Genomic DNA, 12,015 nt, shown 5'->3' on the forward strand with positions numbered 1-12,015 from the left:
TCATGTTTGATAATCCTTTCTCATTCAAAGGCAGAATACGCAGACTAGAATACTTTATTAGTATTCTACTTCAAGCTATTTTATTTTTTCCTATTGTATATTTAATAAAGGGAATGCCATATGAAAGGGAAGTGTTTTGGATCTTATTTCTAATTTTTGCATGGTTTACGATTGCACAAGGCACTAAGCGTTGTCACGATATTGGTAGAAGCGGTTTGTATCAATTTATTCCTTTTTACTTTTTTTGGATGATTGTTGAAGATGGCATACCAAAAAAGAACAAATACGGCTTAAATCCAAAAGGTTTAAAAGGACCAGAAGAAACAGGAAAAATTCGTCAAAACGAAGGCTAATGAAATTACTTAAACCTTTTTACATACAAAACCGCTTTTTTTATGCCTGCATTACACTTATGGTGTTATTTGTATTGAGTTTTGTATTTCCTAGATGGTTTGAAATTGTAAAGTTGTTATTATTAGTACTTTTAATATTTACACTACTCGATATTTTACTATTGTTTGTAGCAAAAAAAGGGGTTAATGGACAACGTATCTTACCAGAAAAATTTTCGAATGGCGACCAAAATCCAATAAGAATAAGTGTTGAAAATTATTACACTTTCCCAGTTTATATAAAAATTATAGATGAAATTCCAATACAATTTCAGGTTCGTAATTTTAGTATTGAACGTAAACTAGACGCCACTAGTAAAACCGAATTACAATACGAATTACGTCCAACAGAACGCGGTGAATATCACTTTGGAAAACTCAATATTTATGCAACTTCTGTGTTCGGATTAATTGCTAGACGTTTTAGTTTTTGCGATAATACTATGGTGCCTACCTACCCTAGCTTTATTCAATTACGCAAATACGACTTGATGGCTATTAGTAACAATTTGCACCAATATGGTATTAAAAAAATTAGACGCATTGGTCATACCATGGAATTTGAGCAAATTAAAGAATATGTGCTAGGTGACGATTTACGAACTATTAATTGGAAAGCTACTGCCAAATCAAATCAGTTAATGGTCAATCAGTTTCAGGATGAAAAATCACAACCTGTATATTCAGTTATTGACAAAGGTCGTTTAATGAAAATGCCTTTTAATGAACTAAGTTTGTTAGACTATGCTATAAATGCAGCGTTAGTAATATCTAACGTTGCTGTAAAAAAACACGATAAAGCTGGAATTTTTACGTTTTCAAAAAAGGTTGAAAATATGGTGGTTGCCGAAAAGCGAACCTCACAAATGAATATGATCTTAGAAGGTCTTTATAATATTAAAACAGATTTCTTTGAAAGTGATTTTGGTCGTTTATATGGTGATGTAAGACGCAATATTACACATAGAAGCTTACTGCTACTATATACAAATTTTGAAACTCTAGATAGTTTACACAGGCAATTGCCTTATTTAAAAGGTATGGCCAAAAACCATTTGTTAGTAGTTATTTTCTTTAAAAACACAGAGTTGAATAGTTTAATTGAAAACAAAGCTGAGACCATTCAACAAGTATATGACAAAGTCATTGCCGAAAAATTTGCTTATGAGAAACGCCTTATTGTAAACGAACTCAAGAAGTATGGCATCTACCCTATCCTTACCACGCCCGAAAATTTAACCCTTGATACCATCAATAAGTACTTAGAAATTAAAGCTAGAGGGTTACTTTAACAATTCAGAAGTAAAAAATTACAGTTCGGTAACCCAAATTATTATACTACATTTTGATAATAGACTTTTACAGTGTAAAAAATTAAAGCACACACTATTATGAAAACTATCGTACTGATTTTTACTTTTATTTTAAGCACAACTTTAAATACGTTTCAAACAGAAAAAGGTCAAGATGTAACCATTACTATTGACAATATTTCAAACGAAAGAGGTCATGTAATTATAGGGTTACATACAGTTGACACATTTATGAAAACTAGAGGTTTGCAGCTAACTGCCGCTAAAGTTAAAGATGAAAAAGTTGTTTATACCTTTAAAAATGTTGCACCTGGAAATTATGCAATTTTAGCATTGCATGACGAAAACGATAACAAACGCATGGATTTTGAACCAAATGGAATGCCAGCCGAATCATATGGTATTTCTAATAATCCGACCTTAATGGGCCCTCCAACTTTCTCAGAAGGAAAATTTGAAGTAATAGACACAGCTGTAGCATTAACCATAAAGTTCTAACAATATATCAATCAAAAAATAAAAGGAGCATGTTTTTAAACATGCTCCTTTTCAATCAATCAAAACTAACTACTAATCAATCAATAGTTATACTGTTTCATTTAACCAAGCCTTCATCATCCAAACCGTTTTTTCTTGTTCTGATATGAAATCACTCATCATGGCATTGGTACCTTCATCATCTGCATCACCTGACTTATTCAAAATATCTCTTTCAATTTTTAGCAACTCTGTTAAAGAATCTACAATTAATTTAACTGCCTTATCATCCTCTGAAATGTTTTTACCAACTGGTACTTTACCATAATTAGTATAATCATCAAACGTGTGTAAAGGTGTTTCACCAAGCGTTAAAATACGTTCGGCTATTTCATCAACCTTCATATTAGCATCATTGTAAAGCTCTTCAAATTTCACGTGCAAATCAAAAAATGCACGCCCTTTAATATTCCAATGTATTCCTCTTAAATTTTGATAATACAATTGAAAATTTGCCAATAATGTATTTAAATCTTCAGCTAAAATTTTAGCTTTTTTACTATCTAATCCTATGCTATTTAATGTTGTCATGTTGTTGTTTTATTTTGCACTACAAATTTAATCTATTAAAAAGGTATTTTTGCATAAATTTTATTGATAGTTTTTATATCTTTATAGCCTAAAATTATTAACATGACCATTACTCAATTATACTATGTTCTTGCAGTTGCAGAACATCAAAATTTCACTAAAGCTGCAGAAAAGTGCTTTGTTACTCAGCCAACACTAAGCATGCAAATACAAAAGCTTGAAGACCAATTAGATATTCAGATTTTTGACCGAAGTAAAAAACCAATAGAACTTACCGAAGTTGGAAAAAAAATTGTTTCTCAAGCAAAAAACATAGTTAATGAAGCCGATAGGATTAAGGATATTGTAGATCAACAAAAAGGGTTCATTGGCGGCGAATTTAGGCTAGGAATTATTCCTACTGTTATGCCTACTTTACTACCAATGTTTTTGAAAACTTTTATTAAGCGTTATCCTAAAGTAAAATTAAAAATTGAAGAGTTAACTACCGACGAAATCATACAACGTATTAATGATGGTCATTTAGATGCTGCTATAGCTGCAACGCCTCTTGAAAACGAATCGGTAAAAGAGCGACCTCTTTACTATGAACCTTTTGTTAGTTATATACCCAAAGAACATCGTTTAGCAAGTAAGAAAAAAATTGACACTACGGATTTAGAAATTGAAGACATGCTTCTACTTGAAGATGGACATTGCTTTAGAGATGGAGTTATTAATTTATGTAAATCGTTTAAACAGCAAGATGATGATAACTTTCAATTAGAAAGCGGAAGCATTGAAACGCTTGTTAAACTCTCTAATGAAGGTTTGGGTATGACGCTATTGCCTTATTTAAATACGCTAGATATAAAAGAATCAGAAAAATCAAACTTGCATCATTTTAATGATCCAGTTCCTGCAAGAGAGGTAAGCATCATTTATCATAAAAGCGAATTAAAAATGCAAATTATTGAAGCTTTGCACACAGTAATATCAGGAATAATAAGAGGTGCCATAGCATTTCAAAATGTAAATATTATTAGTCCTTTAGCTAAATAAAAAAACGACTCTTTCGAGTCGTTTTTTTTATGGTTTTAAATAGATTAAACATTTATTTAATTCTGGGTTCTGCATAATTAGAGAGTTTATGAAAATTTTCAACTCCTCAATTTCATAAGGTAATAATCGTTGAAGGGCTTTTTCAAGTTCTCTACAGAACAACGTAGCGTCAAAACTTACTTTTTTAAGTACTGTTTTGGTGTACTCAAACATTGCTCTTGCCATAAGTTACTTAAGGTTTATTGATAAATAATAAAAAGTAGAAATGTTTCTATAGGCTAAAAAGTTATAATTATCTAACTCTAAATTTATAAAAAAATTTGATTTATATACTCAAGTATAGAAAACTTTAACACCTTACCACATATAAACAACTGAAAATCAGCTAATTCTTTTAAACAATTTAAAATCTATTATCACCATCAAGTATATCTCCTAGTCCTCCTAAAATACTACCTTCTCCTCTATCCTTTCCGCCACCTCTTGGAGCAGTTGCTAAAACGCGTCCAGCCAACCTACTAAACGGTAACGATTGTATATACACAGTTCCAGGACCTTGCAGCTTAGCGAAAAATAAACCTTCTCCTCCAAAAATGGTGTTTTTAATACCTCCAACAAACTCAATATCGTAATCAACATCTTGTGTAAAACCAACAATACAACCAGTATCTACTTTTAAAACTTCTCCTGGTTGTAATACTTTTTTAGACATGGTGCCTCCTGCATGTACAAAGGCCATTCCGTCTCCTTCTAATTTTTGCATGATAAAACCTTCACCTCCAAAAAGTCCGCGACCAAGCTTTTTTGAAAATTCAATTCCTACGCTTACACCTTTAGCTGCACATAAAAAAGCATCTTTTTGGCAAACAAACTTTCCTCTAAATTCAGTTAAATCAACTGGTATAATTTTACCTGGATATGGCGATGCAAACGAAACATTTCTTTTACCACTTAAATTATTGTAAAAAGCAGTCATAAATAAACTTTCACCAGTTAAAATACGCTTTCCTGCTCCTAGTATTTTACCAAGAAACCCAGAGTCTTTCTGTGAACCATCACCAAAAATAGTCTCCATTTTTATGCCATCGTCCATCATCATAAAACTACCTGCTTCAGCTACAACGCCTTCTTGTGGATCTAATTCAATTTCAACATATTGCATTTCTTCGCCGTAAATTCTGTAATCTATTTCGTGTGCTGTCATTTTTTAAATTGTTATTTATTAATACACTTATATGTTGGTTGGTTTTTATTTTTGTTACACTTTAGACTCTAACTTTCATAGACCAAGTAAAGCTAAACTTAGAAACTTCAATGTTATCACTATTTTTGCCTATTACATTTAAAGTTATGGTTTGTCCTTCTTTACTTTCAATAGTCTTTTCTATGACTTTATCTATTAGCTTTCCTTCACTACATTCAAAAGTAATACGTCCTGTTGCTTTTTTAGAATAACTAGCATCGTTTTTCACTAATAACATTGCAATATCTTTATTGGTTGCTTTTATTTTCTTAATAATTAATGCGCCTGTAGTTAACTCTGCAGCCATCCCTTGAACAGCCCAAAAAAGTGATTTAAATGGGTTTTGATTTATCCATCTATGCTTTACAGACACAATACATTTGTCATTATCTAAATATTTTGTTCTAACACCTGTTAAATATGCCGACGGCAACTTAAACATTAAAAAAGCATTAAGTTTTCTTGGATTTATAGTCATTACAAAGGATTATTTTACACGAAGTTACTCAAAAAACATGACACTATAAATGTTAATTTTTTGTTAAATTTTAGTACTTTGTATTGCATAATACCTTTTTTTAGACATATATTTGCATAAGAAATTACTATATGTTTTAAAATCATGTTATCAAACCACCATAAAAATGTTGCCGCAGTTATACATTTATCTGCATTATCAAAATTCATATTTCCGTTAGGGAATTTTATTATGCCTTTAATTATTTGGACTTTGAATAAAGACAAATCAGATTTTGTTGACAAGCATGGTAAACAAGCAATTAATTTTCAATTAAGTATTTTACTATACACATTTTTAGTTGCTTCTATTACCATACCTCTATTTTTATTTGGTGTATTAAATCATATTGATTTTCCAGAATTTTGGCATGCTTACGATTTTGACTTTGATTTTCATTTATCAAATCACGATAGTTTTAATGTTATTATATTTTCAATATTAGCTGGCTTATTAGTTGTCGCTGCATTTATCTTGGAAATTATTTTTATCATCATAGCTACTAGTAAAGCAAATCAAGGAGAACCATATAAATATCCATTAACAATCAATTTTTTAAAATAAATTTACCCTGAGCTTGTCGAAGGGACATCAATCAATCAATCAATCAATCAATCAATCAATCGATTAATCAATCAAAAAATGAACAGTTATTAAAAACTCAAATTCTAACAATATAAAACCTCATCAGTTTTAACGAGTTGTTAGATTACAAACAAAAATGAACACATGAAGATAGAAAACACAAAAGCACAAATGCGTAAAGGCGTTCTGGAGTACTGCATACTATCGATCTTAAAAGATGATGATGCCTATGTTGCAGAAATTTTAGGCACCTTAAAAGATGCAAAGATGCTGGTTGTAGAAGGAACCATTTATCCTTTACTTACACGTCTTAAAAATGCAGGTTTACTCAATTACCGTTGGGAAGAATCTACTTCAGGACCTCCAAGAAAATATTACGGCTTAACAGAAACAGGAAAATTATTTTTAAACGAATTAAATACTACTTGGAGCGAATTACAAAACGCCGTTAATCTAGTAACAAGTCAAAAAACAACAAAAAAATGAATAAAACAGTCAATATAAATTTAGCAGGTATATTCTTCCATATAGACGAAGATGCTTACTTAAAATTGCAACGCTACCTTGAGGCTATAAAACGTTCATTTACAGATTCCCAAGGAAGAAATGAAATCATTGCCGATATTGAAGCACGTATAAGCGAATTGTTTAACGAACGTGTGCAAAATGAAAAGCAAGTAGTTTCTATAAAAGAAGTTGAAGAGGTTATTACCATAATGGGACAGCCCGAAGATTATATGGTAGATGAGGAGATTTTTGATGATGAACCTAAAAAACAATACACGTCTTATTCATCAAGCTCCAACAGAAAGCTATTTAGAGACACAGAAAACGCATACATTGGTGGGGTCTCTGCAGGATTAAGTCATTACTTTAACATAGACCCTCTATGGATTAGATTAATTTGGGTGTTATTATTTTTTGGTGCAGGAACTGGAATATTAGTCTATATACTATTATGGATATTAATGCCAGCAGCTGAAACTACTGCCGATAAATTGGCAATGTCGGGAAAGCCAATTAACATTACTAATATAGAAGAAAAAGTAAAAGAAGGGTTTAGTAATGTTAAAGATAGTTTGGACGAAGTTACAGACAAAATAAAAAATGCTGATTACAACAAAGCTGGAGATAAAATCCAAACAAAATCACGCTCATTTTTCGATGCCCTTGGAAATGTAATTATGTTTTTCTTTAAGATTTTTGCCAAATTTATTGGCATTATCTTAATTATTATTGGTGCAACAACGCTAATTTCATTAATTGTGAGTTTACTTTCAGTAGGTGTTGTCGATGTCTTTAATTTTGATGGTATAGACATGGCTCATACCTTCTATTCATCTAACTTACCAATTTGGGTAGTATCACTATTAGTCCTTTTTGCTGTTGGAATACCATTCTTCTACATTTTTATATTAGGATTAAAAATTTTAGTAAACAACCTAAAATCTATTGGTAGAACAGCAAACTTTACATTGTTTGCACTTTGGTTAGCATCAGTTGTAACTCTTTCTATTTTTGCAGTAAAAGAAGTTGCCGAATTTTCTAGAGAAGGTGAATTTACAGATACTATTGAGCTAAACATAAAAGCAAATGACACCTTACATGTTGAAATGATAAACAACGAAAAATACGCTAGCAATAATTACAGAAGCAATGATTTTGACATTGTATTTGACGATAGTGATAAAAAATACATTTACTCATCAGATGTAAGGTTTTTGGTAAAAACAACAAGCGATTCTTTAGCCTATATGAAAATTGTAAAAGATGCTAGAGGCAGAACGTATCAAGATGCTAGAGATCGTGCAGAAGAAATTATTTATAATTTCGATTATACAAATGGAAAATTAGTGTTAGACAACTATTTCTTAACTGATGCTAATAATAAGTTTAGAGATCAAGATGTAACTATTACGCTATATATGCCTGAAGGAAGTGTTATTTATTCTGATAAAAGCACACGCAATCGAAGAAGCTGGAGATATTCATCAGATATTATATCTCGTGGAAAAGAAAATCATTTCTTAAAGATTAAATATAATGATGTTGAGTGTTTGGACTGTGATGAAGATGATTCAATAATTGAAATTAAAGACAGTGAATCTTCACTTGAAGTTGACACAGACAAAATTGAATATAAGGACGGTGAAGTAAAAGCCACTATTGATTCTAGCGGGATTACAATAAAATCGGCTAATAATTAACAACTCAGATACTAAATATAACAATTGAGAATAAAACTAATTGTAAATAAATTAACAACATAGATATTTACACTATAAATAAAAATCAATCAAATCAAATTATGACAACAATAGCAAAATTTACAACAGCCCTAATTGCAAGTTTATTACTTGTTTCATGCAATTTCGATTTCGGCGGCTTTGGCGTTAGAGGAAACGGAAATGTTGAAACTGTAGAACGACTTCTTAATGAAGACTTTAACGAAATTAAAGTAAGCCGTGGTATGGATGTTTATTTAACTCAAAGCGATGAAGTTAGTTTAAGCGTTGAAGCTGATGAAAACTTACATGACATCATTGTGACCGAAGTTGAAAATGGTGTACTACGCATTACTACCAACGAGAGTATAGGTTATTCAAAATCCAAAAAAGTAATAGTAAGCTTTAAAGATGTTTCAAAAATCACAGCAACTAGCGGAAGTGATGTATATTCAACCAATACTATTGTTACAGACAATTTGGAATTATCTACCACAAGTGGAAGCGACATGGAACTGGACATCAATGTTCAAGTAGCTGATTGTAGCTCTACAAGCGGAAGTGACCTTAGAGTATCTGGAACAACAAATAAATTATACGCTAATGCAACCAGTGGAAGCGATATAAAAGCCGGAAACTTAAAAGCAAAAATTAGTGAAGCCAGAGCCACAAGTGGAGCAGACATTACAATTAATACATCCGAAGAGCTTTATGCAAAGGCATCGAGTGGAGCAGATATAAAATACTACGGAAATCCAGAAAAAGTTACTAAAAAAGATGGTGTTTCAGGTAGTGTTCGTAAACATTAAACCAATCAAAAAAATACTCCTTTAAAAGAGTATGCTAATCAATCATGTTTAACCATTCCATAGTTAAAATATAACATTGGGATGGTTTTTTGTATTACTTCTTTAACGCTATTTGCTTAAAGCAGTAATATTTAAATCTAAAGCTATTTCAATTTCATCTTCTACCACTACCAACCCTAAAACTTTCTTAGGTGGTTCTAATTTAAAATCGCTTAATTTTAGGCTTAAACATCCAGTAGCGTTTAATGACTTAGACTTATCTACATTTAACCAAATGCTATAATATCTGGAAACTCCTGCAATATTTATATTTGTTAAGGCAATAATTTCACTAGTCTCTCTAGGGTTTATTGTAATTTCTTTTAACTCTAGCGTTATATTAGGATGATTTTTAGTGTCTAACATCTTTAAAAAATCATTGTTTATCATCTTACTTCCACAATCAAAACAAGAATTAGACAACTCTAACTGTGAGTCTATAAATTTAATTTTATTCCCTTCTCTTTTATAAAAAGTTTTAACTTTTGTATTTATATCACTAAAAGCCAAATCGCAATTAAACCTACTGACGTTGGTAGTACCTTTTATACCTAGCTTACTATTTCCTTGAATGAGATATGAAGCAATTTTATAGTCTGAACTATGGGTTGTAAAACCAAGCATCAAAAGACCTAAAAAACCAATTAATATATTTTTCATCTTAATATGAATTAGTACTTTGCTTTAATATAATAAGACAAAACGAGTTTTAAAAATTGACCTAAATTTAATAAATTAATTCAAGTACATATTTAAAACTCGTTTTTAACCAATACTATCAATCTATATTAGAAACTTATTGCAGCTTCTAGTACAAGTCCGTTAAACTCTCCTCCTTCATGGATATCTCCAATAGGATAGTCTTTATATTTTTGAGATACATATTCGGCCTTCATCAATATATTTTTTGTCATAAACCAACCTGCTGTCAATTGAAATCTATTTACTTTAACATCATCGCCACTAGTTAATTCACCATTAAGAGTATTATAACGCGTTCCTAAATATACTTTTTCATTATCACCAAATCTGTAAATTAATTCACCCGAAAATTGATTCCATGTTCTTTCGTCTGTTTCTCCAAGTTTTTTCCCTTTGGCTGATTCTATAATTCCAAAAAATTCTAATCCTTGATATTTAAAAAATGGGTTAATCATAAAAGCGGTCATCTCATTTTTTAAATCCGGGTTAATTCTACCAGCTCTAAAACCATCCCCAACAGATGCTCCACCTCCATCTACACCATTCATAACTGTGTAATATCGAGACCCAGCTCTATCACCACTGTACAAGTAAATTCCTCTTGCGTTATTGTGTGCACTATGGAACAATGACCCTGTTAAACGGAAACGAAAATCATCATTAATTTGTTTATCATATCCTAGCTTTGCTAAAAATGACGGACTGGTTTGGTCTTTATCTGTCACGTTTTGGTTTAATTTACCATTGGTAAACCCAAGCATACCAATCCAACCATTATTAAAGTAGTAAATTTCAGCACCAACCTCTGTTGTAAAAGCATCCATAATATAGTTTCCTACAAAAGGGTTATGAAGTGCCATGGCATTATCACTTCTTCTAAAGTGACCATCACCATAGTTGTTTTCCATATGACCAATTTTAATTCTTAAGTACTTCATTAAATCACTCGCAAAGCCTTCACTAATAAAGTCTAATTTATCAATTTGGATATAACCACCTTTAACGTAGGCTTCGGTATGGTGTTGAGATGATAAATACGTACGTAAATGCATTCTAACGCCATCGTATAAAGCTACATCTAAGTCTAAGTTGGCAGTTGCCAAATTAAAGTTTTTACCTAAATCTGTAAGCGTAATAGTACTACTTGTATTATCTTGTGTTAAAGATTGGTATTGTAATGTTGAAGCACCACCTAATCTAACTTTCAAGTCTTTAAAAGTTGAAGCAGAATCTTTTACAGCTTCAAAATCATTAATGCCATTTTTATCTGGCTCCCTATAGTTGTCCAGTTTCCTATCCTGGGCTGAAATATTCATAACGAACATTAGAGCCATCGTAAACAATGAGTATTTAATTATTGATTTCATAATATTTGATTTTTAATTATTAATTGTTTAGTTATTTATTAATTTTATTTAGTTAAAAACATTACGTTAAACTTTATTGAAATATCATCTCCTGTCTTTATTGTCCCTAATAATGCTGTTGGTGGTACAACTTTAAAGTCAGTCATCTTCATTTTACAGCTTCCTGTAGCATTTATGTTTTCTCCTGTTTTAGAAAGTAGAAAGTCTATACCTAATAATTTTGTAACGTCACAAATTGTTATTTCCCCAACTAGCTTCATCTCAAAAGTAGAGTCATCTACTTTTTTACTCGATTTTACCTTTACCATTTTAAAAGATATTGTGCTGTAATCATCTGTTTTTAATGCTTTATAAGTTTTCTTATCCATAGCTTTCTTACCACTCTTTAAGGATTCGGATGGGATACTAACAAATAAGGTTTCTATTTGAGCTGTTACAGAATCTTTAAGTTGAATGTTTCCGCTAAAGTTGTTTGAAATTATATCCCAGTCATGTAAGCTAGAAGTGCCGGAAACTGTAATTGTTGAGTTGGATTTATCTAAAACGTAACTTTGTGAATATGCTTTTACATTTAGTAGCAACAATGAAAATATTACCACTATTATAATACTTCTTTTTTTCATTATGTTTGATTTTATGCCTCAAAGGTCATCAAATCATTAAGGAAAAAATATGACTTTTATCATTTCAAATTGTATTATGTATTTTTATATT

The 12,015-nt window shown here is 31.0% G+C and carries 15 protein-coding genes; 8 read left to right on the forward strand and 7 right to left on the reverse strand.

Annotated features, from left to right (window positions below; genetic code table 11):
• Positions 1–2: 2 nt before the first annotated feature.
• The 3 genes from E5167_RS06075 (at position 3) to E5167_RS06085 (ending at position 2,203) form a co-directional block, all read left to right on the forward strand.
• Entirely contained in the window at positions 3–353 is a 351-nt protein-coding gene (locus tag E5167_RS06075) for a DUF805 domain-containing protein (protein WP_169301387.1), read from the forward strand.
• Entirely contained in the window at positions 353–1,684 is a 1,332-nt protein-coding gene (locus E5167_RS06080) for a DUF58 domain-containing protein (RefSeq protein ID WP_136842155.1), read from the forward strand. The genes E5167_RS06075 and E5167_RS06080 overlap by 1 nt, the downstream gene beginning before the upstream one ends.
• Before the next feature lie 99 nt (positions 1,685–1,783).
• Positions 1,784–2,203, forward strand: coding sequence for a DUF2141 domain-containing protein (locus E5167_RS06085; protein WP_136842157.1), 420 nt, complete (start codon positions 1,784–1,786; stop codon positions 2,201–2,203).
• An 87-nt stretch (positions 2,204–2,290) separates the two neighbouring features.
• On the opposite strand, the gene E5167_RS06090 is transcribed toward E5167_RS06085, so the two are convergent.
• Positions 2,291–2,773: a Dps family protein gene (locus E5167_RS06090; RefSeq protein WP_136842159.1), complete on the reverse strand. Its 483-nt coding sequence runs from the start codon at positions 2,771–2,773 to the stop codon at positions 2,291–2,293.
• Between the two features lie 102 nt (positions 2,774–2,875).
• Between E5167_RS06090 and E5167_RS06095 the strand changes: the two genes are divergently transcribed.
• A complete protein-coding gene (locus tag E5167_RS06095) occupies positions 2,876–3,814 on the forward strand; it encodes a LysR substrate-binding domain-containing protein (protein ID WP_136842162.1) in 939 nt (312 codons plus the stop codon).
• Between the two features lie 27 nt (positions 3,815–3,841).
• Here E5167_RS06095 and E5167_RS06100 read toward each other — a convergent pair whose 3' ends face one another.
• The 3 genes from E5167_RS06100 to E5167_RS06110 form a co-directional block, all read right to left on the reverse strand.
• Positions 3,842–4,039: a hypothetical protein gene (locus tag E5167_RS06100; protein ID WP_136842165.1), complete on the reverse strand. Its 198-nt coding sequence runs from the start codon at positions 4,037–4,039 to the stop codon at positions 3,842–3,844.
• Between the two features lie 178 nt (positions 4,040–4,217).
• Positions 4,218–5,018: a TIGR00266 family protein gene (locus E5167_RS06105; RefSeq protein WP_136842168.1), complete on the reverse strand. Its 801-nt coding sequence runs from the start codon at positions 5,016–5,018 to the stop codon at positions 4,218–4,220.
• Between the two features lie 61 nt (positions 5,019–5,079).
• Complete coding sequence (locus E5167_RS06110) at positions 5,080–5,535, reverse strand: DUF4442 domain-containing protein (RefSeq protein ID WP_136842171.1); 456 nt, start codon at positions 5,533–5,535, stop codon at positions 5,080–5,082.
• 144 nt (positions 5,536–5,679) lie between these two features.
• Here E5167_RS06110 and E5167_RS06115 point away from each other — a divergent pair, with 144 nt between their 5' ends.
• The 4 genes from E5167_RS06115 (at position 5,680) to E5167_RS06130 (ending at position 9,193) form a co-directional block, all read left to right on the forward strand.
• Positions 5,680–6,138 (forward strand): DUF4870 domain-containing protein, encoded by a 459-nt coding sequence (locus E5167_RS06115; RefSeq protein ID WP_136842177.1) that lies wholly within the window; start codon positions 5,680–5,682, stop codon positions 6,136–6,138.
• A 165-nt stretch (positions 6,139–6,303) separates the two neighbouring features.
• Positions 6,304–6,645: a PadR family transcriptional regulator gene (locus E5167_RS06120; protein WP_136842179.1), complete on the forward strand. Its 342-nt coding sequence runs from the start codon at positions 6,304–6,306 to the stop codon at positions 6,643–6,645.
• The gene (locus E5167_RS06125) at positions 6,642–8,366 is read left to right on the forward strand and encodes a PspC domain-containing protein (protein WP_136842181.1); all 1,725 of its coding nucleotides are present in this window, start codon (positions 6,642–6,644) and stop codon (positions 8,364–8,366) included. Before E5167_RS06120 ends, E5167_RS06125 begins: the two co-directional genes overlap by 4 nt.
• A 101-nt stretch (positions 8,367–8,467) precedes the next feature.
• Positions 8,468–9,193: a head GIN domain-containing protein gene (locus E5167_RS06130; protein ID WP_136842183.1), complete on the forward strand. Its 726-nt coding sequence runs from the start codon at positions 8,468–8,470 to the stop codon at positions 9,191–9,193.
• 108 nt (positions 9,194–9,301) lie between these two features.
• Here E5167_RS06130 and E5167_RS06135 read toward each other — a convergent pair whose 3' ends face one another.
• From E5167_RS06135 to E5167_RS06145, 3 genes are all read right to left on the reverse strand, one after another.
• Positions 9,302–9,892: a YceI family protein gene (locus E5167_RS06135; RefSeq protein ID WP_136842185.1), complete on the reverse strand. Its 591-nt coding sequence runs from the start codon at positions 9,890–9,892 to the stop codon at positions 9,302–9,304.
• A 128-nt stretch (positions 9,893–10,020) separates the two neighbouring features.
• Positions 10,021–11,301: a hypothetical protein gene (locus E5167_RS06140; RefSeq protein ID WP_136842186.1), complete on the reverse strand. Its 1,281-nt coding sequence runs from the start codon at positions 11,299–11,301 to the stop codon at positions 10,021–10,023.
• 44 nt (positions 11,302–11,345) lie between these two features.
• Positions 11,346–11,924 carry a YceI family protein gene (locus E5167_RS06145; RefSeq protein WP_136842188.1) on the reverse strand — a complete coding sequence of 193 codons (579 nt, stop codon included), beginning with the start codon at positions 11,922–11,924 and terminating at the stop codon, positions 11,346–11,348.
• Between the last annotated feature and the right edge of the window lie 91 nt (positions 11,925–12,015).

Source organism: Pontimicrobium aquaticum (genome assembly GCF_005047595.1).
Taxonomy (GTDB): domain Bacteria; phylum Bacteroidota; class Bacteroidia; order Flavobacteriales; family Flavobacteriaceae; genus Pontimicrobium; species Pontimicrobium aquaticum.